The sequence below is a fragment of the Curtobacterium sp. VKM Ac-1376 genome (assembly GCF_015351025.1).
Classification (GTDB): domain Bacteria; phylum Actinomycetota; class Actinomycetes; order Actinomycetales; family Microbacteriaceae; genus Curtobacterium.
The window spans coordinates 28,949-52,405 of the sequence record NZ_JADKRV010000001.1 but is presented as its reverse complement, the minus strand read 5'-3'; the positions used below and the strand labels follow the sequence as shown (position 1 = coordinate 52,405).

Genomic DNA, 23,457 nt, shown 5'->3' with positions numbered 1-23,457 from the left:
GTCAGCGGGGATCTGTCGCTTTCGCGGGTGGGCTCGTGGGGCCGCGGGGCGGCGGCCTGGAGGCCCGTGGCGGGGTCGACCCGTGCCTCCAGGCCGGCAGGTGGTCAGGCGGGGGCGGGGGCCGTGGAGTCGGCCAGGTGCAGCGCGCACGGGATGAGGGTGTGCGTGCGCTCGGTGGTGGTGCCCTCGAGGCGGTCGACCAGTGACTCCACCGCCAGGCGTCCGAGCGCCGGGCCGGGGGCGTTCAAGGTCGTGAGCACCGGCTCGGTCGCGGCACCGGCCCCGTCGGACGAGACGATGGCGATGACCGAGACGTCCTCGGGCACCCGTCGCCCGGCCGCGGTCAGCCCGCTCACCAGGCCGAAGTTCGAGTCGTCCTTCATGATGATCGCCGCGGTGACGTCCGGGTCGCGGTCGAGCAGGTCGCGTGCCGCCTGCCGGCCGCCCTCGGCCGAGGCCCCGGCGGCGACGACCGTGCCCGTCAACCCGCGGCGGACCGTGGACGCGCGGAACGCCGCCTCGGACCGGACCTTCGGGCCGTAGTCCGCCATCGCCGTGCCGTCGAGGTCCTCGACCACGAGCCCGATCCGACGGTGCCCGAGCCCGGCCAGGTGGTCGAGGGCGTCCTCGACGGTGCGCTCGAAGTCGATGTCCACGAAGGAGATGTCGAACGGGTCGGCGGTCCTGCCGATGGACACGAACGGGACGTCCAGGTCGACGAGCCGCTCGATCCGCGGGTCGTGCATGGTGACCTCCATCACGACGACGCCGTCGGCGAGACCGCCGGAGATGAGCTCCTCGACGTCGTCGGCCGTGGTCGCCGCAGGCCAGAGCACCAGGTGGTACCCGAGCTCCGAGGCACGGCTCGCGGCGTTCGTGAAGAACTGCATCGCCGTCTGCCCCAGGCGGTGCTCGAGGACCGGGAACAGCAGTGCCAGGATCCGGCTCCGGCGCGATGCGAGCGCCCGCGCGACCACGTTGTTGCGGTAGCCGAGCTCGCGCATCGCCGTCCGCACGCGTGCCCGGGTGTCCTCCGCCACGCGCTTGTTGCCGTTGACCACGAACGAGACCGTCGCGATCGAGACCCCCGCGCGGTCGGCGACCTGCTGCATCGTCGCCATGCCGACTCCCGTTCGTGTGCTCCGCTCACTGTAGCGCGGTCGTTGCGCAGAAATGTTCGTCTAAGCGCTTTACTGTCGAAGCGCTTAGATGCTAGCTTCACAGCACTCGGGACGCGACGGAGCGGTTCTGGTCCGGTCGTCCCCGATCCACGAGCGACACGTTCGACTCGTGTCCGGCAACCATCCAGAGAAGAGCGAAGCAATGAAGCCTCGACACCGCAGGACGCCTCAGGTCCTCACCGCGGTCGCCATGCTGGCGGCCGTCCCCCTCGTCCTCGGCGGCTGTTCCGGGGGCTCGTCCGCGAGCTCCGGCGGCAAGGTGGACTCCATCACCGTGCTCGACTACTACAACCAGGGCAACGACAAGAAGGTCATCGGCGAGTACCTCGACAAGTGCGGCGCCGAGAACGACGTCACCATCAAGCGCAGCCTGGTGCCCGGCGCGTCCCTCATCCAGAAGGTCCTGCAGCAGGCGTCGTCGAAGACCCTGCCGGACGTCCTGATGCTCGACAACCCCGACCTGCAGCAGATCGCCGAGACCGGAGCGCTGTCACCGCTCTCCGACTACGACATCTCGACCGACGGCTACGCGAAGGGCGTGCTGCAGGCAGGTACGTACGAGGACAAGGTGTACGGGCTCGCCCCCACCGTGAACACGATCGCGCTCGTCTACAACAAGAAGGTGCTGTCCGACGCCGGCGTCACCCCGCCGAAGACGTGGGACGAGCTGGAGGCCGCCGCGGCGAAGCTCACCGAGGGCGACCAGTACGGGTTCGCCGTCGACGCGAACGCCACGTACGAGGGCACCTGGCAGTTCCTGCCCTTCATGTGGTCGAACGGTGGCGACGAGAAGGACATCGCGACGCCGGAGACCGAAGAGGCACTGTCGCTCTGGAAGAACCTGGTCGACGACGGCTCGATGTCGAAGAGCGTCGTGAACTGGACCCAGGCCGACGTGAACGACCAGTTCATGGCGGGCAAGGCCGCGATGATGATCAACGGCCCGTGGCAGATCCCCGGTCTGAAGGAGTCGAAGGTCGACTACGGCATCGCGCAGATCCCCGTGCAGTCCGCCAGCGACACTGCCGTGGCCCCGCTCGGTGGCGAGGTCTGGACCGTCCCGAACACCGGTGACAAGGCGAAGCAGGAGGTCGCCGCGAAGATCGTCGACTGCATGAACAGTGACGAGAACCAGCTCGCGATGGCGAAGCTCCGCTACACGATCCCGTCGAAGACGGCGGTCGCGCAGCAGTTCGGCGAGGACGTCCCCGAGGAGCAGGTGTTCGTCGACCTGGTCGCCGACGCCCGCGCCCGCACCGGCGAGCTCGGCGCGGACTGGCCCAAGGCCGCGACGAAGATCTACACGGCCGTGCAGTCGGCGCTGACCGGCCAGGACTCCCCGGCGGACGCCCTGAAGAACGCCCAGTCGAGCAACTGAGCATGACGAGCACCGCGACCCCCGTCGCCCCACGGCGGGCCGCCGGGGACGGAGCACCCGCTCCGTCCCGGCGGCCCCGCCCGGGCCGCTCCCTGCGCTTCGAACGGATCGCCCAGCTGCTGTTCCTGCTGCCGGCCGTCCTGTTCCTGCTGCTGTTCTTCGGCTACCCGGTGGTCAAGAACATCGTCATGAGCTTCCAGGCGTACACGACGTCGACGTTCTACACGGGCGAGGCACCGTGGGTCGGCCTGTCGAACTACGTCTCGGTCGTCTCGTCCCAGCTGTTCGGCACGGCCCTGCTCAACACCGCGCTGTTCACGATCGGGTCGATCGTCGGCCAGTTCGTGCTCGGGCTGCTGCTCGCCCTGTTCTTCCGGCGGAACTTCCCGCTGTCCGGGCTCCTGCGCTCCCTGCTCCTGCTGCCCTGGCTGCTGCCGCTCATCGTCTCCAGCGCCGTCTGGAAGTGGATGCTCGACCAGGACTCCGGCGTCGTGAACCAGTTCCTGAACATCTTCGGCATCGCGTCCGTCCCGTGGCTGACCAGCCCCGCGGTCGCGCTCATCACCGTCATCGCGGTGAACATCTGGATCGGGATCCCGTTCAACACGACGATCCTGTACGGCGGCCTGCAGGACATCCCCACCGAGCTGTACGAGGCCGCGGCACTCGACGGAGCGACGGGGTGGAAGGCATTCTGGGCGATCACGTGGCCGATGCTGCGGCCGGTCGTGAGCGTCACCCTCGTGCTCGGCGTCGTCTACACGATCAAGGTGCTCGACATCATCCTCGGGTTGACGAACGGTGGGCCGGCGAACGCCACCCAGACCATCGCGACACAGTCCTACGACCTGTCGTTCAAGCAGTTCGACTTCGGGCAGGGTGCGGCACTGAGCAACATCCTCATCGTGATCTCGGCCCTGTTCGCGATCGTCTACCTCCATCTCAACAGGAAGGCCGTCGATGACTGACAGCGCCGCCCTCCGGACCCGCGCGGTCGTCACCCGTGGCGCCCGACGCCCCGTCCGCCCCACCAGCGCGAAGCAGTGGGTGCTCTCCGGCATCGGGATCCTGATCCTCGCCGTGATGCTGTTCCCCGTCTACTGGATGATCAACATCTCACTGCAGCCGGCCGGCTCTGCGATCGAGGCCGCCTGGTTCCCGTTCCACGCGCAGCTCGGCGGCTACGCCCAGGCGATCGCCGACCAGGGCGGTGCCCTGGTGACGAGCCTGGTGATCGCGCTCGGCAGTGTCGTGGTCAGCCTGATCATCGCGACGCCGGCGTCGTACGCGCTCGCCCAGTTCAAGGTCAAGGGCATCAACGCGGTGCTGTTCGGCATCCTCATCTCGCAGATGATCCCGGGCATCGTCGTCGCGAACGCCCTGTACGCCGCGTACAACGACCTCGGCCTGCTCAACACGGTGCCGGGGCTGATCCTGGCCGACAGCACCGCCGGCGTGCCCTTCGCGATCCTCATCATGCGGGCGTTCATGCAGAACATCCCGCCGTCGATCATCGAGGCCGCGAAGGTCGACGGGGCCGGCAACTTCCGGGCCTTCCGGTCGGTCGTCGTGCCGATCAGTGCCAACGCCCTGATCACCGCCGGGCTGTTCACGTTCCTGTTCACCTGGAGCGACTTCCTGTTCGCCCTGACCCTCACCACCACCGAGGACGTCCGGCCGATCACGCTCGGCATCTACAACTACATCGGCACGTTCACCGCCGACTGGTCGACCGTCATGGCCGCCGCGGTGATGGCGTCGATCCCCGCCATCGTGCTGCTGCTCGTGGCACAGAAGTTCATCGCCGCCGGGGCCACCGGCGGTGCCGTCAAGTGACCGGGTCCCACCACCCCCGAAAGGCGCACACCATGACCACCACCCCGCTCCGCATCACCGTTTGGGGCGAGAACGTCCACGAACAGGTCGAGCAGCACGTCGCCGAGCGCTACCCGGACGGCATGCACGGCGCGATCGCCGACGGCATCCGCGAGCACCTGCCCGAGGCCGTCGTCCGGACCGCCACGATGCAGGAACCCGAGCACGGCCTCACCGACGAGGTCCTGGCGAACACCGATGTCCTCACCTGGTGGGGGCACGCCGCGCACCAGGACGTCGACGACGCCGTCGTGGACCGGGTGCACAAGCACGTGCTCTCCGGGATGGGACTGCTCGTGCTGCACTCCGGCCACTGGTCGAAGATCTTCGGCAAGCTGATGGGCACCACGTGCACCCTGCGCTGGCGGAGCGAGCACGACCAGGAGCTCGTCTGGACGGTCAACCCGCAGCACCCGATCACCCGCGGCGTGCCGAACCCCATCGTCATCCCCGAGCAGGAGATGTACGGCGAGTACTTCGACGTCCCGACGCCCGACGAGCTCGTGTTCATCTCGGGCTTCACCGGCGGCGAGGTGTTCCGGAGCGGCATGACGTACCGCCGCGGCCTCGGGAAGATCTTCTACTTCTCCCCCGGTGACCAGGACTTCCCCGTCTACCACCACCCGGACGTCCGCCGCGTGATCGCGAACGGCGCCGAGTGGGCCCGTCCGGAGCGCGAGCGGGAGATCCCGACGCTCCGCCGCTACGACCTGGGCGAGTACTTCGACGGTCAGCACTACCGCGGCCCGTTCGACGACGCCGAGCCCGCTGCCGAGCCCGCGACCGACGCCGAGCCGGCGATCGAACGCGACGGGGCACAGGCGTGAGTCCCTTGCGCGTCATCCAGGTCGGCGCCGGCGGGATGGGCCGGGCCTGGCTCGCCACCGTCGCCGCCGACCCCGGGGTCGAACTCGTCGGCATCGTCGACCTCGACCTCGACGCCGCCCGCGCCGGAGCCGAGGTCGCCGGTGACCCGTCGATCCCGGTCGGCACGGACCTGACCGTCCTGGCCGCGGAGACCGGTGCCGAGGCCGTCCTCGACATCACCGTGCCGGTCGCCCACCACCCCGTCACGCTGCAGGCGCTCCGTGCCGGGCTCCCCGTGCTCGGCGAGAAGCCTGCCGCGCAGACCGTCGCCGAGGCACTCTCGCTCGCCGCCGCCGCCCAGGCCACCGGCAAGCTGTTCATGGTGTCGCAATCGCGCCGCTACAACGACCAGCTGGTCGCGTTCCGGCAGCACGTCCGCGACCTCGGCACCGTCGGCGGCCTGAGCACGCGTTTCGCGAAGGCCCCGCACTTCGGCGGCTTCCGCGAGGAGATGGACGACGTCCTGCTGCTCGACATGGCGATCCACGCCTTCGACTCCGCCCGCTACGTGCTTGAGCGCGACCCGGTGTCGGTGTACTGCGAGTCGTGGAACCCCTCGTGGTCCTGGTACCGGGGCGATGCGGCGGCTGCGGCGGTGTTCACCTTCGAGGACGGCGTCCGCTACGTCTACGACGGCTCGTGGTGCGCGCCGGGCGCGGAGACCTCGTGGAACGGCGACTGGCGGGCATCCGGCGCGGCCGGCACCGCACTCTGGGACGGTGACCACGATCCGTCGAGCGACCTCGACGGCACACCGGGCACTCCGTCGGCGGCGCCGTCGGTCGGGCACGAGATCGCCGGGGCGCTGACCTCCTTCGTCCGCGCGGTCCGCTCCGGCGGGACACCGGACGGCGAGGTGCACGGCAACGTGATGAGCCTGACGATGGTCGACGCGGCGATCGCGTCGGCCAGGAGCGGCCGCCGGATCGTCATCGACGAGGTCCTCGAGCAGGCCCACCGGGACGCCCTGGCCGCCGAACGGGACGAGGCGATCCGCGACCGCCTTGCCTCGTGGAACTCGGTCCGCGGTGCGCTGAGCGAGCGCCTGCCCGCGTCCTGAGAGGCGACCGCAGAGCGGACGGGAGGCCCGTGGCGACACCGCCACGGGCCTCCCGTCCGCTCGTGCGCGCGATCAGCGCGGGATGACCGAGAACAGGAACTTCTTGCGGACCATGTACCAGGCCAGCAGGATCAGCGCCGTGTGCACGACGAAGCCGATCCAGAAGTCGCCCCAGGGGACGCCGGGGATCGACGCGATCGCCAGGGCGAAGAACACCTGCCAGACGAAGACGTACAGGCTCGCCTGCCCGAGCGGGATCCAGAGCCAGCCGATGGCCGCGGCGATGGGCTTCCAGAACACCGTGAGGATCGCGTAGGACACGATCGCGAAGAACGCGATGTCGACCAGACGGCCCCACTGCAGGTCCACCCGCTGGTACGCCGTGTTGTACAGCGACTGGTACATCGATTCCGGGAACGGCACCGGGGTGAACCCGAAGTGGTCCCCCGCCCAGACGTAGACCAGGAACGCCGCGTACCCGCCGACCGCGATGCCGACCAGGACCTTGCCGAGGCGCCCGGTGAGCGCGCCGACGATCTGCCGCCGGTAGTAGCCGAGCACGAGCCCGTGGGTGAACACGACCTGCCAGGTGAACAGGGGGAACACCGCCTCGAACTGGGAGTTCAGCGGGCGGAAGTCGGGGTTGAGCGCCTGGAACACGTACAGCGCCCAGCTCACGGCGAGCAGCGCCCACCAGAAGCCGCGGCGGATCACCCAGACGAGCGCCGGGATGAACAGGCTCAGCACCACGAACAGGCCCATGATGTTGAACGGCCACGGGCCCATCTCGAGCAACAGGAACTGCCGGATGGCGTACCAGGGCGGTGGGTACGCGAGCAGCTGCATAGCGTTCGGGTACAGGTCGTAGACGCGTCCCTCGGCGTCGACGCCGCCGATGCCGGTGCCCCGGTCGGTGAACGTCGTGATGGCGTCGGTGTTCAGGAACGGCACGAAGCTCAGCGCGAAGACGACCGCGATGACCACGAGCGTGACGACGTACTGCTTCCGCGCGCGCTTCCACGCCCCGATCGCCGCCGCCCACTCGCCGAACTTCTTCACCGCGAACGGGTACGTCATGCCGAGCACCATGCCGGACAGGAACACGAACATCTCGGCACCGGTGATCGCGCCGACGGCGTGCAGGGTGATGTACGAGTACGGTCCGCCGATCTCGATGTGCGTGATCACCACGGCGAGGATGATGAACCCGCGGAACAGGTCGAGCCGCAGGTCACGGCCGGGCTTGCCGTCGTCGGGGTAGCGCCAGCTCGGCAGGAGCCGGCCGAACACCCCGCTCAGCAGGAACACGATCGCCAGGCCGGCGGCCAGCCAGACGATCCACGCCATCTGGTCGCCACCGGTCTCGTACTCCTGGGAGATCGCGGCGTTGCCCTGCTGCACGGTCACGCGATCGGTGACCGGGCCGAAGGCGAAGTCCCCGGACCGTTCGAGGTCGCTGCGGAAGGCCTCGGCGACGCCCGGTTCCGCGGTGAGTCGCCAGTCGGCCACACGGTTGCCCGCCTCGGGCTCGCGTCGCTCCGCCTCGAGCACGGTGATGCCCTGGATCAGCGGACGCTCCTGCACGGCGGCGAGCACCTGCCGCCACCAGCTCCGCTTGACCTCGAGCTCGGCATCGCCCTGGAGCTCTCGGTTGTACAGGGCACCGGTGTCGAGCAGCATCGGGCGGTCGTCGGCCGCGGCGAACCGGTCGTAGAACGTGCCCGACTGCGGTTGGTCGTAGCCCCAGTCCTCGTCGAACCGGGCCTCGACCTCGCCGCTCCGGGTGAGCGGCACGGCGCGACCGGCGGCCTCGGTCGGGTCGCCTTTGCCGTACGAGAACATCGACAGCCCGACCCAGTCGACGGCCTCGGCGCCCGGCCAGTAGGGGCCGTACGGGTCGTCGGCGCCGGTGAGCTGCCCGTCGCCGTTCGTGTCCGCCTTCGCGACGTCGACCGCCGACAGGTTCCGCAACCGCCCGGCGGACTCACCGAACGGGTACCCGGCACCGTACCCGGGCGACCAGACCATGAGCGCGTCCGACGTCCCCGCGTGCACGGTGGTGCCGAGCGCGCGGAACGCCCGGACGAACTCGGTGGGCTGCTGGCCCCAGCGGACCCACGTGCCGTTCATCTGCGGGGCGAACCGGACGAGCACCTGCGTGTCGTACTGGTCGTGCAGGTCCTCGAACACCGTGTTCGCGGCGCGGGCGTCCGCGGTGTCGAGCGACCCCAGCGACCGGTCGGGCTCGAGGCTCACGACGAGCACCGCGCCCTGCGTCGCCGCCGCACGCGCCGAGCGGAGGAGCTCCTGCTCGGCGGTCCGGTCGAGCGGGTAGTCGACGGAGACCCCGTACATCGAGGGGGTCGCGCCGAGCCGACCCTCGTAGCCTTCGGGCGAGTCACTGGCCCAGTCGAGGTCGGGGCCGAACCAGGTCGTGCCCTCGTCCGGCTGCACGGCGGCGGCCGGGTGCACCGAGGCCGCGGACGCCGGCAGGGCGCCACCGAGCAGGAGCGTGGCGATGGTGACGAGGAGCGCAACCGCTCGGGCCACCGGGTGCATCACCGGTCGCACGCAAGGATCCAGACGTTGTGGCCGGACTCGTGCAGGTGCTCGAGCCGATCGAGCGCGGCGATGGCGAGTGCGAGGCCGCGCCCGCTCTCCTGTTCCACGTCGGCCATGGTCACCGCACTCAGGTCGATGTCGGCGGGCATGCCGTTGTCGGTGAGCACCGCCGTCAGGGCCTGCTCGGTGGCGTCGAGGTGCACGCTGTAGCGACGGCCGGTCCCCCGGTCGGCGCGGACGGTGTGCTCGACGATGTTCGCGGCCACCTCGGCGAGCGCGGTCTCCAGCGCGAAGCGGAGCCGCACGTCGTCGATGCCGAGGCTGTCCCACCACGCAGCGAAGCGGTCCTGCACCTCGTCGAGGGAGTCGGGCGTCGCGGCGACCTCGAACGTGGTCTCGGTGCTCACAGGGGTCCTCCGGCCGTGCTCGACTCGTGATCGGACTGGGCCGGGGTGGCCGGGCCGCGGTACCGTACGGCCCGGATCACGATGCTGAAGATGAACAGGTCGAAGATGACCCACGCGGTGTTCACGAGCGGCGCGATCCCCTCGGCCTGGCCGGTCAGGTAGCGGATGCCGATCATGACCAGGGCGGCGACCAGGGCGCCCATCGCGTAGAGCTGCGGCTTCACGAGGTCCCAACGCGGCTTCTGCTCGGTCTGGTCGCGCACCTTCGGGGTGACGCGGAAGCCGAGCGGCTTGCCCCGGAAGACGTTCTCGAAGGCGCTGGTCACCGCCTCGATCCAGACCGGGAACAGGGCGAGCGAGTACTGCTGCCCGCGCCAGGTCGGTCTGCCGGCGGCCACCACCCAGAACAGCAGCTGGTTGAACACCAGGAACGGGATGAGCCGGGCGAAGAAGTCGACGCTGTAGGCCTGCACGGGGACCACCCCGAACGACAGGCAGAGCACGGGTGCGGCGATGTAGACGATCGCGGCGAACCCGGACAGGTAGCTCCACATCGTCGAGAAGTACATGAGCCGCTGCCCCCACGACAGGCCCTTCTGCACCAGGGGGTTCTCGCGGAAGAACACCTGCATGGTGCCCTGCGCCCAGCGGAGGCGCTGCACGAGCATCGTCGGCAGGTCCTCCGGTGCCAGACCCGTCGCCAGGATCTCGTCGTGGTACGCGGACTTCCAGCCGAGGCCGTGCAGGCGCATCGCCGTGGCCATGTCCTCGGTCACCGAGATGGTGGCCAGCGGCATGATCGGCTGGGCCTCGTCGTCGCGGTTCACGTCGAGTGCGCGGGCGAGGACCGCGATCGACTCGATGGCCGCGACCGGCGAGGCGTCGCGGCGCCCGAGCACGTCGAGCGCGGCGTCGTCGAGGCCGGCGAAGGTGTTGGCGTCGGTGGACATCGCCGCGAGCTCCTGCAGGTCGTTCCGCACCGACTCGAGGTCGGCGGCGGCGAACCGGAACGCGATGGCATCGATCCCGCGCTGGAACGCGTAGGTGACGTCGCCGAGCGGCTCGCCCGCGCGGACCTGGTCGCGGGCGCGGTCGACGACGGCCTCGGCCTCGTCGAGGGCTCCGAGGATGCGCGCATCGCTCTCGGTCTCGCGGGAGCGGGCGAGGAGTGTGCGCGAGGTGGCGATGGTGCGCTGCACGGACGCCTCGACCTCGGCGACGTAGCGGGAGATCCCGAGCTGCATGAGAGCCTCGCGGCGCAGGATCGCGTTCGACCCGCAGAAGAACGCGGCGTTCCAGCCGTCCTTCGACTGCTGGATGGGGCCGTAGAACAGCGGCGCCTGGCTGCCGAGGGGGTCGTCGTCCGGCACGTTCTCGAACCACTGCGGCGTCTGCACGAGCGCCATCTGCGGGTCCTTGAAGTAGCCGAGCGTGCGGTCCAGGATCGCCGGGTCCGGCACCTGGTCGGCGTCGAGGATGAGCAGGAACTCGCCCTGGGTCGCGAGCAGGGCGTTGTTGAGGTTGCCCGCCTTGGCGTGCCGGGGCCGGTCGACCCAGTCGGCACCGCGGGTGATCACCCCGATGCCGAGCGCGTCGGCCGCCGCGCGCATCTCGGGGCGGTTGCCGTCGTCGAGGATCCACGTCGTGTGCGGGTGGGTGATCGCCTTGGCCGCGCGGGCGGTGCGTTCGACGAGGTCGACCGGCTCGTTGTAGGTCGTGATGAACACGTCCACGGTCACGTCGGCGGACGGCTTCGCCGGTGGTTCGCCGCGTTCCCGCAGGCGCCACGCGCCCATGGCGAAGAGCAGCGAGTCGATGACGCTGTACGTCTCGGCCAGGATCAAGGGCACGGCGATCCACCACGAGTGCCAGTTCACCGAGGCTGCCCAGCGCCAGACGATGTAGTCGATGCCGGCGAGGGACGCGAGGAGCGCCACCGTCCGGACCGTGACGAGCCGTCGGCGGGCGGTCCCGGTGGTCAGGCGGCGGCGGTCCTGTCGGCTGACGTCGAGCGCGGTCACCGGGAGTCCCGGTCCGCGGCGTCGCCGGACGTGCTGCGTCGCAAGCGTTCCTCCTGATCCGCTGTACGGGGCGCCGCTCCGGTCGTTGGTCGCGACCACGGCGTAGTGACCTGTCTACCCCAGCCACGGGCCTCCTGTCAGTCCCCTGCCCCGATCTGGGGACGGACGGGACCGCACGGGACGGCGCGCTCGCGTTCCCGCCGACGGCAGGGCATGCTGCTGCCGGGGGACCGGTGGTCGCCCGGCCCGGACCGACGGAAGCAGGACCCATGTCGCAGCACCACCTCGTGATCGGCGCCGGCCCGGTGGGCCGCCACGTCGCCGCCCTGCTCGCGGAGCGCGGCGAGCGGGTCACGGTGGCCACCCGCTCGGGTCGCGACACCGGCCTGGAGGCTGTTGGTCACGTCGCCCTCGACGCCTCCGACGCCGACGCGCTCACCCGTGCAGCCGACGGCGCCGCGGTCCTCTACAACTGCGCGAACCCCGGCACCTACCCGGAGTGGGAGCGGGCGTGGCCACCGCTGGCCGCCTCGCTGCTCACCGCGGCCGAACGGACCGGTGCGGTGTACGCGATCACCGGCAACCTGTACCCGTACGGCCCGGTCACCGGCCCGATGCACCCGGGCCTGCCCGACGCCGCGACCGACCACAAGGGCGTGCTCCGTGCCCGGCTCTGGGCTGATGCCCTCGCGGCGCACCAAGCCGGTCGGATCCGCTCGGTGGAGGTCCGCGGGTCGGACTACGTCGGCCCGGGCATCGGCGCCAACGGGCACGTCACCCGGGTGCTGCCGGCGGCCCTGCGCGGGAAGCCCGTGACGATGATCGGCCGGACCGACCTGCCGCACACGTTCACCGACGTGCTCGACGTCGCACGCACCCTGGTCACGACGGCGGAGGACGACTCGGCGCACGGCCGGACGTGGATGGTGCCGAGCAACGCACCGCGCACCCAGCAGCAGGCGGTGACCGAGGTGCTCGCGGCCGCCGGCAAGTCCCCGGTGCGGGTGCGTCGCCTGGGCGTCGGAGCGGTGCGTGCCCTCGGGCTCGTGTCACCGATGCTGCGCGAACTCGCCGACCTGGGGTACCAGTGGACGGCCCCCTACGTGGTCGACGACACCGAGACCCGTTCCCGTTTCGGCCTCGAGCCCACCCCGTGGGACGAGGTGTGTCGGAGGACGGTCGCCGGCCTGACCGCGTGAGGACGGGGCGGGACGCACCGTTGCGTCCCGCCCCGCCCTGCTCGTGCCGCGGCTCAGGACACCAGGAGCCGCGAGTACTGCGCCGACGAGAGCTGCTCGGCGGCGCCGCCGTCGGCACCCACTCGCCACAGCCCGGGCGTCGGACCGCCGTCGATGACGACGAACACGTCGCCGGCTTCGTCCGCGGCACCCACGAATGCACCGCGGCCGTTCGCGGTCGCGCCGCTCATCGTGTGCTCGGTGAGCGTCCCCGCGGCATCGCGGGTGACCAGGTGCGTCAGGGTCTGGTCGACGTGGCAGCCGGCCGGGCTCCCCTCGCTGGCCGCCGGGCACCACTCCGCTGACTGCAGTTGCGAGAAGTGGGTCGAGTTCACCGCGGCGTACTGGTAGGCGGTGCGGGGCTCGAACAGCGTGATCGTCGTCGACTTCGCGGCGATCGCGTACCAGCCGGAGTACCCGGATCCGCCGAACGCCTGGTAGCTGACGTAGAGCGTGCCCCGGCCGTCGGCGAGCAGGCCGTTCAGGTACCCGAGCCCGCTGCCGTTCGGTGCGATGACCGTGCGCTTGGTCACGGTGCCCGCCGGGCTGGCCGTGTACACCGAGCCACCACGGTTCGTGCTCGAGTACGTCGAGACCGTCCCGTCGCGGCCGACCGCCCAGAGCGTGCGCGTCGCGGAGCTCTCGGACGGTGCGAAGGTGACCACGGTGGCGACCGCGCCGCCGCGCACGGACAGCTTCTGCACCGCCCCGGACACGGAGTCGAGCCAGTACAGGTTGCCCTCGGCGTCGGAGCGCAGGTCCGCGGTCAGGTGCAGGCCGGTCGCGATGGTCTCGGCCGCTCCGCCGTCGGCCGGGTGCAGCACGATCGCGGTGCGGTCCACAGAGGGGGTGAAGACGTCACCGTCGCCGTTGGCCGTGAACCCGTCGCCGTCGGTCGCGACCGTGGTGGCCTCGTCCGTGCCCGCCGTCGAGAAGCGGACGACGTCACCGGAACCGTCGAGCGCGAACAGCGACTGCGTGGTCTCGGGCGCGGGGGCGGGGGGCGTGGTGTACCGCAGGGTGATCGTCCGCCCGGTCCCCCGCTTGCCGACGGCGCGCACCGAGAACCGGTAGGTCGCCGCGGGCGTGAGCTCGTCGAAGCGATCGGAGCGTGCACGAGCGTGGAGCCGGTCGACCTGACGGTCGTGTCGGTTCGCGACGGCGGCCATGGAGACCTTCCAGCCGGCGACCTTCGCGCCGCGCTTCGGGCTCCGCCAGGTCAGGATGGCTCCGTCGGAGTCCGCGGTGACCCGGACGGATGTCGGTGCTCCCGGCACCGACGAGGAGGCGTGCGCCGTCGCCGGCGCTGCACCTCCGAAGACGAGCGCCGCGGCGGCCACCACGGTGACGAGTGCTCGGTACACGATCGATCCCCTGCTCTCTCCGCGGCTCCCTGCGTCACGGCTTCCGCCATCACAGCACCGTGTGGATTCGAGGGGAATGCATGCAGCCAGGATGTGCGGTTCTCCGCATGCTCACGCCGAGGGCCTCACCGCCGGGTCACGCGCACCGCGACGGCCTCGTAGGGAGCCAGCCCGAGGCGCAGGGTGCCGCCGTCCAGATCGACCATCCCCCGCGCCGGATCGCCCAGGTAGGTGGTGCGTTCCGCGGACGAGAAGTCGACCGCGGCGTGCAGGGACAGTTCGACCGCTTCGCTGGTGACCGACTGCAACCGGATGATCGATTCCCGTTCGTGCCCGCCGGCCACGACGGACACGAGTCGGACACGGTCGTCGTCGAGGGTGAGCAGGTCCCCCGATGGGGCTCCCGGCTGGCGTCCCGACGCCGGTACCGCGCTGAGCGGCCGGACGAGGTCGGCGGTCGTCCTGAGGGCGACGGCTTCGACCGACTGCTCCGGGACGGTCCGGACCCCGACGGCGTACTCGAAGGTGGCAGTGAAGCCCTGCTCGATCGGGAAGTTCGTGTCCCAAACGTTGTTGTGGAGCCACGAGTAGACCGTCGCCGAGCGTGTCGGGCTCGTGCTGGCCGGGAACGGGGCGTAGGGCAACGAGATCGTTCCGGGGTGGACCAGGGGAGCGTCCTTCGTGACCCACACGACGGCGTCCCCATGGTCCTCCAGGCTGACCCAGTTGCGGATCGCGCGCATGTGCTGCGGTGCCCCCGGGATGTGCGGCAGGCCGTCGCCGGTCACGCCGCCGGATACCTCGTAGCGGACCACGGGCTCGTCGGCGGCGAACGGGAACGCGAAGAACGCGCTCTCCTTCGTGCGGGTGGCCGGCTTCTCGAGCCGGTTCGCGATGCGCAGGCGCGGTTCACCGTGCCGGAGGCGCAGGGTCACGGTGACCGCGTCGACGCCTGCCGCCGCGAACCGGTACACCAGCCGCTCCTCGACGGCGTCCGACACTCGTTCGACGAGGACGGCCGGCCCGCCCGTGGTGCGGGAGGCGAGCAGCTCGAGGCGGTCCGAGCTCCACAGCTTGTTCGAGAGGTGGTTCACCCCCGCCCCCGACGACCCGTACTCGTCGTAGACGTAGGCGTTGAAGCCCGCTGCCGTCTGCTGTTCCACGATCTCGCGCCCCGTCGCCAGCTCGACGATCGACTGGATCGTCGATGCGCGAGGGTCGACGACCACCCGAAGGTACTCGTTCTGCAGGGTGAACAGCTCGGACATCGGGGTCGCCAGGACGTCGTGCTGACGGGGCGGCTCCGGCGCGTTCTGACCGGGGAACACGTCGAGGCGGACGAATCCGAACGCCGGCACGTCGACCAGCTGCGTGCTGACCCACCGGCCGGACTCGCGGTGCAGGACGTTCGACTGTGCTTCCTCGACGACCGCGAGCTCCCGGCCATCCCGCCCGTCGCGCAGGACGACGTGGGCGTCGAGCGGCACCGACGACTCCTTGAGGAGGAACCGGACGATGCCGGTACGGGGAGCACCGGAGGCGTTGGCGACGACGATCGACGTGACGGCGTCCGCCGGCGCCGACACCGCGTCGGCGAGGTAGACCAGGGCGTGCTCCTCGAAGTCACGACCGCGCTGGTGTGCGGTCAGGGCCTGTGCGACCTTCCACTGCCACTGCCGCTCGCCGGAGTCGTAGCCCTCGTCGCCGTGCGTCCAGGAGTTGCTCGCGCCCCAGGTGTGCTCGTTGAACATCGAGATGGCGTCGTACGCGGCGTCCGAATCCGCCTGCTCCGTCGGCACGGCCTGTCCCCCGAGCCAGGCTGCCGCTTGGCTGAAGGACCGGGCGTCACTGACCGTCGCCTGCGCTTCCCGGGTCAGCGCGAGCGGCACCGCGGCGGAGCCGACCCCCTCGACCCACCAGTCGCCCCAGTCCCCCTCGACGGTGGTGAGTTCGTCGCCGTGTCGGGCCTCCGCCTCGGCGAAGAAGTCCTCGTTGGTCGACACACGGAGTGTCGGCGAGGTCCAGGTGTCGTTCCAGCGGCGCACGAGCTCGGAGAGGTGCAGACGAGCCGGACCGTTGTCGCCCATGAAGCCCTGTGTGCGGAGGTGCAGGACGTCCCACGGGTAGCCCGGTCGCCCTTCGGCCTGTTCGCCGTGTGCGCCGAACACACCGGGCGGGAACGGGTACCCGCGGGTGGCGAGTGCGGTCAGGTAGGCGGGCAGGTAGGTCTCCGCCGTCTCGTACGACTCGGTGAGCCCGACCATCGGACCTTCCATGTAGGCGAGCCCGTGCGGGCTGTCGGTCATCCAGACGACGACCGAGTTGCCGGCGGGCGTGCGCCAGCGGAACATGCGCGGCAGGTCCAGCGCGCCGTTCTGGTGCGGCATCGACCGGCCAGCCCAGTTGTGGGCGACGGCGAGGTAGCGCACGCCGACCTCGTGGAGCGCGTCCGGGAGACCAGCCACCTGTCCCGGGACGTCCGTCTGCATCGCCGTGGTGAAGTCGATGCCGTACCGGTCGCGGATGCGCCGCGCCTCGCGGAACAGTTCGTGCAGCTCCTCGGTCGAACACGTGTCGGTGTGCAGGTTGTACGGCATCGCGCTGAGCCCGATCGAGCCTTCGTGCACGAGTCGGACGAACTCCTCGACCTTGGCGGCGGGGCGGTGCCGTTCCCAGTCCGCGAAAGCCCAGAGCGCCTCGACGTTCCACCGGAAGCGCGATGCTTCGGGCCACTCGCGTGTGGCGGCCGCCAGCTCGACGGCGGAGTCGAGGTAGGACCGCTGCGACGAGATCACGGTGGTCTGCGGGTCCGTGTACCCGAAGTCGAAGTGCGAGTGGTGCACGACGTGCACCGACCACCGGCGCTGGGGCAGCAGCGTGAACGGAACGGTCTCGGTGCCGGCGCCCGGCACGGCGAGCGTGACCGCTGTCGGCTCCTCGACGCTGCGGACCAGCAGGCGGATCGAGGTGGGGTCAGGGGCCGGGGCGCGGTTGACGACCCGGTCCCCCTCGTCGTCGACGAGCGTCACCGGACCCGCACCCGCGGCCGCCGCGGCCTGCTCGTCGTCGAACAGGAGCCGGACGCTCTGGACCGGCGAGCCGTCACGCTCGGTCTGCAGCGGTTCCGGGACCACCCGGACCCGGCTGCCGCCGATCGTCGCGGTGGCGACGGCGGCGCGCTCGAGGAGGCCGGCACGGGCTTCCAGGTGGGACCAGGGCTGGGCGGAGACGAGGGCGGGTTCGGTCATCGGAGGGATCCCCTTCGGTGTGGAGGTCAGGTGTGTCGAGCGGGACGGTGCGGGTTCGGGTGTCGAGCGGACGGTGCGGGTCAGGCGGTCGGGTTCAGTCCCCGGGCGAAGAACCGCTGGAACGCGAAGAACACGATGATCGTCGGGAGCGACGCAACGAGCGCCCCGGCGAGCGCGACCGGCGGGCCGTAGGTCGAGTAGTTGCCCGTGAGGTCGGCGAGCGTCGCCATCACCGGGCGGATGTTCGGGCTGGACGAGAGCGTCAGGCCGAAGAGCAGGTCGTTCCAGATCCAGGTGAACTGGAAGACGAACGCGGCGAGTAGTGCACTGGTCGACAGGGGGAGGTGGACCTGGAAGAACATCCGGCCCCACCCCGCTCCGTCCAGGGCGGCCGCTTCGCGGACCTCCACGGGAAGCCCCGTCATGTGCCCGCGGACGACGAAGAACGCGAACGGGATCGTCAGCGCGATGTACACGAGCAGCATGCCGTACTGCGTGTCGAACAGCGACGCAGCCGCGAACCCGGTGAACAGCGGTGACAGGAACGCCTGCAGCGGCAGGATCGTGCCGATGTAGATCACCCAGAACCAGAGGGTCGGGCGCTTCACCGGCATGATCGTCACCGCGAACGACGCCAACGCTGCGATGAACACCGCGGCACCGGCGCCGACGACGGAGTAGATGAGACTGTTCAGCATGCCCTGACCGACGTTCGCGTTCTGGAACGCGATGACGATGTTGTCGAAGAGGGACCACGACGTCGGCCACCAGGACGGTGTACCGGAGTAGTCGGCACCAGCGGTGAACGCGTTGACGACGAGCAGGTAGGACGGGATCAGCCAGATCAGGGACACCGCCGTCAACACGACGGCGAGGATGCGGCGGGAGGTTTTGGTCATCGCGGGCTCCAGCGCTATTCGGTCGGACGGAGTTGACGGCGGAGGTAGGCCCACGAGGCGACCACGACCACGACGGTGAGGAACACGGCGACCGCCGCACCCGCGCCGTAGCGGGAGAGCGTGAACGTCTCGCGGTACATGGTGAGCGCGAGCGTCTCGGACGCGGTGCCCGGGCCGCCGTTGGTGAGCAGCAGCACCTGGTCGAAGACCTTCAGGCTGCCCACGATCGAGATCCCCACGACGACCACGGTCATCGGGCGGAGCTGTGGGAACGTGACCGACCAGAACAGCCGCCAGCCGGAGGCGCCGTCGATCTGGGCGGCTTCGAGCGTGTTCGGCGGGATCGACTGCAGCCCGACGAGGAACAGGATCACGCACGCTCCGGTGGCCTGCCAGGTCGTGGCGATGATCATCATCACGGTGTTGAGCGGCCACTGCAGCAACCACTGCGACACCAGCGGGTCGAGACCGACCTGGCGCAGCAGGGTGTCGAGGCCGCCGTCCGTGGTGAGCATGAACGTCCAGACGACGGCGGTCGCGGATCCGGAGATGGCGTACGGCAGCACGATCGCGAACCGGGCGAGCCCGCCCAGCCGCAGCTTCCAAGTGCCGACCGCGATCGCGAGGCCGATCGCGACCGGCAGCAGCAGTGTGCCGACGACCCACATGAAGGTGTTCAGCACCGACTGCCCGAACGCCGGGTCGGCGAACATCGCCCGGTAGTTCTCGAGCCCCACCCAGCTCCGTGTGAAGCCGTTGTCGTTGAAGAAACTGCGGTAGATCGTGAACGCGAAGGGGACGACGAGCAGCAGGACGACGAGCACGACGGACGGGGCGAGGAACAGTCCCCCGGTCAGGCGGGCGCGCAGTGGCGTCCGACGCGGCTCGGCGGGGCGGCGCTGTCGCGGTGCAGAGCCGCCCGGGTCGACGGCGGCCTCGGGCACGGGCGGTTGTGTGAGCGTCATGCGGCGTTCCAGATCTTCCACTCGGTCCGGGCGCGGTCTTCCATCGACCGCAGGGTGGCGGCGCCGTTGCCCTTCGACGGGTTCACCATGAAGGCGCCGAGGTCGGCGACGTTCCCCTCGACGAGCGGTGTCGGGGAGGCTTCCCAGTAGCGCGTCAACTCGATGGGCTTGGTGGCGGCGATGTCCTTCGCCAGGTCCTTCACCAGGTCGGACTTCGGCAGCGCGTGCGGGTTCGGGCTCGTGTCGCCGAGGAACCCGACCCATGCGGTCTGCACGTCGGTCGCGAGCCAGTTCTCGGCGACCTCGACGGCGGCGCGGTGCCGGTGCGCCTTGACGGGGACCGAGAGCGACCCGCTCTCGACGACGACCGCCGGGTCGGTCGATCCCCGCGGCGGGACCCGGAAGAACCCGATGTCGTCGTCCGTGAGCCCGGCGGCGAGCAGGGTGTTCGCGAACCATGTGCCGTAGAGCATCATGCCGAACTGCCCCTTGCTGACCAGGCCGGGCAGGTCGTTCGACGTCACGTCCGGGGCCGAGAAGAACCCGTCGGCGTACATACCCGACCACAGGTCCATCGCCTGCACCGCGGGGTCCTCGGTGTAGCTCGCCCCGTTGGTGGTGACGGCCTTGTAGTAGTCCGGGTCGATCGACGCGAGGAGCTGCATGAACCAGATCTCGGCCTCCCACGTCGTGGCACCGGGCGACAGGAACGGGGTGATGCCGGCGTCCTTGAGCTGCTGAGCGGCGTCCATGACCCCGTCGAAGGTGGTCGGCACGTCGATGCCGTTCTGCGCGAACGCCTTCTTGCTGTAGAACACGGCGTAGTAGCTCTTGTAGAGGGGGACGCCGAAGGCCCTGCCCCGGTAGCTGAACGACTCCCGCTGCGCCGGGTCCACCCACCCGCGTTCGGTGACAGCGTCCCACACCGGGTTGAGGTCGGTGAGGATGTCAGCGCGCGCGATGTCCTGCAGCCGGTACCCGTTGGTCCACTTGATCAGGTCCGTCGTGCTGTCGGTCTGCGCCGTCATGCGGATGACCTGCCCGTAGTTCGCGACGCTCGCCACCGAGCGCGACGTGATCCGGTACCCGATGCGCTCGGCGAGCACGGCCGAGGCCGCGGTGTACCCGGGGCCCCACGTCGGGTTGTCGCTGTTGAGCGTGACGGTTCCGGCAGCGGACGGCTTCGTGTCGGAGCCCCGTGCGCACGCAGCGAGCGCCGTCGCCAACAGGCCACCGCCACCGACCGCGAGCGCGGTACGACGGGTCACGGCTGACCCTCGAGAGATCGGATCGGGCATCGTTCGTTCCATTCGCCAGTGAATTGATAACGTTACCAAGCAGAGCATACACACCGGATCCCCGTTCGCAAGGGGTCCGTCCGGTACAACTGACACATGGAGTCAGCCGAGGATCAGGGACTGGACGCGACTCCGACCCGCCGCGCCGCACTGACGGTCAAGGACATCGCGCGCGCCGCCGAGGTCAGCCCGATGACCGTCTCCCGGGTCCTGTCCGGCGGCAAGAACGTCCGCCCGGCGCTGCGCGAACACGTCGAGCAGGTGATCGCCGACCTGGGGTACCACCGCAACGAGAACGCGCGGAGCCTCCGCCCCGGGCAGCGCTCGGGGCTCGTCGGCGTGCTCATCACGAACATCGGGAACCCGTACTACGCCGGCGTGGTGCAGGGGATCGAGCAGGTCGTCGGCGCCACCGGACGCCGCATCCTGGTCGCCACGACGAACGAGGACGGCGACCTCGAGCGACAGCTGCTGTCCGACTTCCTCGGCCGCCAGGTGGAGGGGCTCATCGTGGTGCCCGTCGGGCAGGACGGCGAGCGCTTCGCGGCCGCACGACGCAATGACGTCCCCCTGGTGCTCGCGTCACGGACGGTTGCCTCCGTGGCCGCCGACGCCGTCCTCATCGACGACGTCCGCGGCGCACACGAAGCAACGACACTCATGCTCGAGGCCGGACATCGACGGATCGCCTTCCTCGGCAACAAGGTGTCGGTCTCGACCGGACAGCGACGTCTGCGCGGCTTCCGTGGCGCGTTCGCAGACCACGGGTCGGTGCCGGACGAGGACCTCGTCGTCCTCGGACTGCAGGACACCGCGACCGCCGAGACCGCGATGCGGGAGCTACTCGGCACCCCGGACCGCCCCACTGCGGTGTTCGCCGCGAACAACCGGATCAGCATCGGTGCCATCCGGGCTATCGCGAAGGCCACTGCCGATGGGTCGCTCGAGACGCCGCCGCACCTGTCCGCGTTCGACTCGTTCGACTTCGCCGACATGGCGCCGATCCCGCTGTCCGTGATCGACCACGACCCGTCAGAGCTCGGCAGGGTCGCCGCACGGATGCTGCTGTCCAGGATGGACGGATCGGCCGACGGTGCAGCACCACGACTCGTGGAGCTCCCCGTGCACCTCGTCCACCACTGACCGAGTCGACCCACGTCGCAGTCCTGCCGGACCGCCCCCCGCGCGGGAGGCCCGGGTTGCGTTCTCCGATCAGGTCGGCCATAGTGTGGTCACGTTGCCTTGGTAACGTTATCAGGACGAAAGGGGTCCCATGTCCACCCTCTTGCCCCCCGGCGTGACGGCCGGCCAGTACGACAAGACGCCGGTGATCGATCTCCCACCAGGACATCCGGTCTGGTCCGGTACGGAGGCGTGGGAGCACCTGGCGTCGTTGCTCACCGACCCGGCACCGACCGCCCTCGCCGTCGACACCTACCCGGGCAGCGACCTCGACGGTCTGCGCCGCGAACTCGCCGCAGCAGCACCGGACGCCCTCCTCATCGACGTCGAGGATGCCGCCGCGCTCCCGAACGCACTCATCGAGGAGCGCATCGCCGCCAACCTGACGGACGACCGGGTGTTCGGCGTCCTCGGACACCAGGTGCTCGCCGACTTCTACGACGGCGACCACCTCGCCGCCGTCGCCGACCGCGTCCGGGCCGCCGACGGCCCGGTCGTGGTCTACGGGTGGGGGGCCACGCTCGTTCCCGTCGACTTCGACACCGTCGTGCTCGCCGACCTGGCCCGCTGGGAGATCCAGCGCCGCCAGCGAGCCGGTGCGCCGAACTGGCGCGCGGACAACGGCGACGAGGACCAGCTGCGCAAGGTCAAGCGGGGGTACTTCGTCGAGTGGCGCGTCGCCGACCGGCACAAGCGCACCCTGTTCGACCGGATCGACCTGCTGCTCGACGCGAACGGTTCGATGGCCGAGGCCAAGCTCATCGAGGGCCGGACCTTCACGGATGGTCTCGAGACGGCGAGCGGGCGTCCGTTCCGGGTCGTGCCGTTCTTCGACCCCGGGGTGTGGGGCGGCCAGTGGATGAAGGACGTCCTCGAGATCGGGGACGCCGACAACTACGCCTGGTGCTTCGACTGCGTTCCGGAGGAGAACAGCCTGCTGTTCCGCATCGGCGAGACCGTCGTCGAGCTCCCTGCCCTCGACCTGGTCTTCCGGCACCCTCGCGAGCTGCTCGGACGGAAGACCTTCGCCCGCTTCGGTGCCGAGTTCCCGATCCGCTTCGACTTCCTGGACACCATGTCCGGGGGCAACCTCTCGCTGCAGGTGCATCCCCTGACCGACTACATGCAGAACGTGTTCGGGATGCCGTACACGCAGGACGAGAGCTACTACATGCTCGACGCGACCGATGACGCAGTGGTGTACCTGGGCCTCCGTGACGACGCCGACCCCGAGGTCGTGCGGTCAGCGCTCCGGTCCGCCTCGAGCGGCGAGGCCCCGTTCGCAGCCGACCAGTACGTGAACACCTTCCCCGCTGCCAAGCACGACCACTTCCTCATCCCCGCCGGCACCGTGCACTGCTCGGGCGCCGACTCGATGGTGCTCGAGATCTCGGCCACGCCGTACATCTTCACCTTCAAGATGTGGGACTGGGGCCGACTCGGACTGGACGGCGTGCCGCGGCCCGTCCACCTGGACCACGCGTTCGAGAACATCCAGTGGGACCGCCGGACGGACTTCGCGCGTGAGCAGCTCGTCAACCAGGTGACGGAGGTCGCGCGCGGGGACGGCTGGGTCGAGGAGCGCACCGGCCTGCACGAACTCGAGTTCATCGAGGTCCGGCGGCACTGGTTCGAGAGCGCGGTCCCGCACGACACCGACGGCACCGTCAACGTCCTCAACCTGGTCGAGGGCGCCGAAGCCGTCGTGGAGAGCCCCGACGGGAGCTTCGAGCCGTTCGTCGTGCACTACGCAGAGACGTTCATCGTCCCGGCGAGTGTCGGTCCCTACACGATCCGGCCGTGGGGGCGCGGCGAGGGACAGCGGCTCGGCACCGTGAAGGCGTCCGTCCGTGGGACCGGTCTCAGCGACTGACGCCGCGACCGCACGGACGAGGACGCCGTCACCAGCATC

The 23,457-nt window shown here is 70.1% G+C and carries 17 protein-coding genes; 8 read left to right on the top strand and 9 right to left on the bottom strand.

Annotation, left to right across the window (positions count from 1 at the left end; genetic code table 11):
- Positions 1–104: 104 nt before the first annotated feature.
- Positions 105–1,121, bottom strand: a complete 1,017-nt coding sequence (locus ITJ56_RS00230; RefSeq protein ID WP_228516877.1) for a LacI family DNA-binding transcriptional regulator — start codon at positions 1,119–1,121, stop codon at positions 105–107.
- A 202-nt stretch (positions 1,122–1,323) separates the two neighbouring features.
- Here ITJ56_RS00230 and ITJ56_RS00225 point away from each other — a divergent pair, with 202 nt between their 5' ends.
- Genes ITJ56_RS00225 through ITJ56_RS00205 form a run of 5 tightly spaced genes read left to right on the top strand, consistent with a single transcriptional unit; the run spans position 1,324 to position 6,361 of the window.
- Positions 1,324–2,559: a sugar ABC transporter substrate-binding protein gene (locus ITJ56_RS00225; protein ID WP_194626299.1), complete on the top strand. Its 1,236-nt coding sequence runs from the start codon at positions 1,324–1,326 to the stop codon at positions 2,557–2,559.
- A gap of 2 nt (positions 2,560–2,561) precedes the next feature.
- Positions 2,562–3,527: a carbohydrate ABC transporter permease gene (locus ITJ56_RS00220; RefSeq protein ID WP_194626296.1), complete on the top strand. Its 966-nt coding sequence runs from the start codon at positions 2,562–2,564 to the stop codon at positions 3,525–3,527.
- A complete protein-coding gene (locus tag ITJ56_RS00215) occupies positions 3,520–4,395 on the top strand; it encodes a carbohydrate ABC transporter permease (protein WP_194626294.1) in 876 nt (291 codons plus the stop codon). The genes ITJ56_RS00220 and ITJ56_RS00215 overlap by 8 nt, the downstream gene beginning before the upstream one ends.
- Before the next feature lie 32 nt (positions 4,396–4,427).
- Positions 4,428–5,261, top strand: coding sequence for a ThuA domain-containing protein (locus tag ITJ56_RS00210; protein WP_194626291.1), 834 nt, complete (start codon positions 4,428–4,430; stop codon positions 5,259–5,261).
- Between the two features lie 5 nt (positions 5,262–5,266).
- Complete coding sequence (locus ITJ56_RS00205) at positions 5,267–6,361, top strand: Gfo/Idh/MocA family protein (RefSeq protein WP_194627399.1); 1,095 nt, start codon at positions 5,267–5,269, stop codon at positions 6,359–6,361.
- Between the two features lie 72 nt (positions 6,362–6,433).
- On the opposite strand, the gene opgC is transcribed toward ITJ56_RS00205, so the two are convergent.
- The 3 genes from opgC to ITJ56_RS00190 are packed head-to-tail and all read right to left on the bottom strand — an operon-like array spanning position 6,434 to position 11,351.
- Entirely contained in the window at positions 6,434–8,920 is a 2,487-nt protein-coding gene (opgC, locus tag ITJ56_RS00200; RefSeq protein ID WP_228516952.1) for an OpgC domain-containing protein, read from the bottom strand.
- On the bottom strand, positions 8,920–9,330 hold the full coding sequence (locus ITJ56_RS00195) for an ATP-binding protein (RefSeq protein ID WP_194626287.1): 411 nt from the start codon (positions 9,328–9,330) through the stop codon (positions 8,920–8,922). The genes opgC and ITJ56_RS00195 overlap by 1 nt, the downstream gene beginning before the upstream one ends.
- Positions 9,327–11,351, bottom strand: a complete 2,025-nt coding sequence (locus tag ITJ56_RS00190) for a glycosyltransferase (RefSeq protein WP_416354740.1) — start codon at positions 11,349–11,351, stop codon at positions 9,327–9,329. Before ITJ56_RS00190 ends, ITJ56_RS00195 begins: the two co-directional genes overlap by 4 nt.
- A 269-nt stretch (positions 11,352–11,620) precedes the next feature.
- Between ITJ56_RS00190 and ITJ56_RS00185 the strand changes: the two genes are divergently transcribed.
- Positions 11,621–12,550 (top strand): NAD-dependent epimerase/dehydratase family protein, encoded by a 930-nt coding sequence (locus ITJ56_RS00185; protein WP_194626285.1) that lies wholly within the window; start codon positions 11,621–11,623, stop codon positions 12,548–12,550.
- A 53-nt stretch (positions 12,551–12,603) separates the two neighbouring features.
- Here ITJ56_RS00185 and ITJ56_RS00180 read toward each other — a convergent pair whose 3' ends face one another.
- The 5 genes from ITJ56_RS00180 to ITJ56_RS00160 all read right to left on the bottom strand — a co-directional run bounded on the left by ITJ56_RS00180 (position 12,604) and on the right by ITJ56_RS00160 (position 20,333).
- The gene (locus tag ITJ56_RS00180) at positions 12,604–13,953 is read right to left on the bottom strand and encodes a fibronectin type III domain-containing protein (protein WP_194626284.1); all 1,350 of its coding nucleotides are present in this window, start codon (positions 13,951–13,953) and stop codon (positions 12,604–12,606) included.
- 125 nt (positions 13,954–14,078) lie between these two features.
- Positions 14,079–17,201, bottom strand: a complete 3,123-nt coding sequence (locus tag ITJ56_RS00175; protein ID WP_194626282.1) for a glycoside hydrolase family 38 C-terminal domain-containing protein — start codon at positions 17,199–17,201, stop codon at positions 14,079–14,081.
- Positions 17,202–17,281: 80 nt separating this feature from the next.
- On the bottom strand, positions 17,282–18,100 hold the full coding sequence (locus ITJ56_RS00170; RefSeq protein WP_194626280.1) for a carbohydrate ABC transporter permease: 819 nt from the start codon (positions 18,098–18,100) through the stop codon (positions 17,282–17,284).
- Between the two features lie 14 nt (positions 18,101–18,114).
- Positions 18,115–19,065, bottom strand: a complete 951-nt coding sequence (locus tag ITJ56_RS00165; RefSeq protein ID WP_194626278.1) for a carbohydrate ABC transporter permease — start codon at positions 19,063–19,065, stop codon at positions 18,115–18,117.
- The gene (locus ITJ56_RS00160; RefSeq protein WP_194626276.1) at positions 19,062–20,333 is read right to left on the bottom strand and encodes an ABC transporter substrate-binding protein; all 1,272 of its coding nucleotides are present in this window, start codon (positions 20,331–20,333) and stop codon (positions 19,062–19,064) included. Before ITJ56_RS00160 ends, ITJ56_RS00165 begins: the two co-directional genes overlap by 4 nt.
- Positions 20,334–20,459: 126 nt before the next feature.
- Between ITJ56_RS00160 and ITJ56_RS00155 the strand changes: the two genes are divergently transcribed.
- Complete coding sequence (locus ITJ56_RS00155) at positions 20,460–21,506, top strand: LacI family DNA-binding transcriptional regulator (RefSeq protein ID WP_194626275.1); 1,047 nt, start codon at positions 20,460–20,462, stop codon at positions 21,504–21,506.
- Positions 21,507–21,636: 130 nt separating this feature from the next.
- Positions 21,637–23,418, top strand: a complete 1,782-nt coding sequence (locus ITJ56_RS00150; RefSeq protein WP_194626273.1) for a class I mannose-6-phosphate isomerase — start codon at positions 21,637–21,639, stop codon at positions 23,416–23,418.
- The last annotated feature ends 39 nt before the right edge of the window (positions 23,419–23,457 follow it).

What these genes read in the sequence shown, in the direction of transcription:
- opgC (WP_228516952.1), bottom strand. Translation starts at nt 8,920, where the DNA reads ATGCACCCGGTGGCCCGAGCGGTTGCGCTCCTCGTCACCATCGCCACG.
- ITJ56_RS00230 (WP_228516877.1), bottom strand. Translation starts at nt 1,121, where the DNA reads ATGGCGACGATGCAGCAGGTCGCCGACCGCGCGGGGGTCTCGATCGCG.
- ITJ56_RS00215 (WP_194626294.1), top strand. Translation starts at nt 3,520, where the DNA reads ATGACTGACAGCGCCGCCCTCCGGACCCGCGCGGTCGTCACCCGTGGC.
- ITJ56_RS00165 (WP_194626278.1), bottom strand. Translation starts at nt 19,065, where the DNA reads ATGACGCTCACACAACCGCCCGTGCCCGAGGCCGCCGTCGACCCGGGC.
- ITJ56_RS00155 (WP_194626275.1), top strand. Translation starts at nt 20,460, where the DNA reads ATGGAGTCAGCCGAGGATCAGGGACTGGACGCGACTCCGACCCGCCGC.
- ITJ56_RS00220 (WP_194626296.1), top strand. Translation starts at nt 2,562, where the DNA reads ATGACGAGCACCGCGACCCCCGTCGCCCCACGGCGGGCCGCCGGGGAC.
- ITJ56_RS00185 (WP_194626285.1), top strand. Translation starts at nt 11,621, where the DNA reads ATGTCGCAGCACCACCTCGTGATCGGCGCCGGCCCGGTGGGCCGCCAC.
- ITJ56_RS00170 (WP_194626280.1), bottom strand. Translation starts at nt 18,100, where the DNA reads ATGACCAAAACCTCCCGCCGCATCCTCGCCGTCGTGTTGACGGCGGTG.
- ITJ56_RS00175 (WP_194626282.1), bottom strand. Translation starts at nt 17,201, where the DNA reads ATGACCGAACCCGCCCTCGTCTCCGCCCAGCCCTGGTCCCACCTGGAA.
- ITJ56_RS00225 (WP_194626299.1), top strand. Translation starts at nt 1,324, where the DNA reads ATGAAGCCTCGACACCGCAGGACGCCTCAGGTCCTCACCGCGGTCGCC.
- ITJ56_RS00150 (WP_194626273.1), top strand. Translation starts at nt 21,637, where the DNA reads ATGTCCACCCTCTTGCCCCCCGGCGTGACGGCCGGCCAGTACGACAAG.
- ITJ56_RS00210 (WP_194626291.1), top strand. Translation starts at nt 4,428, where the DNA reads ATGACCACCACCCCGCTCCGCATCACCGTTTGGGGCGAGAACGTCCAC.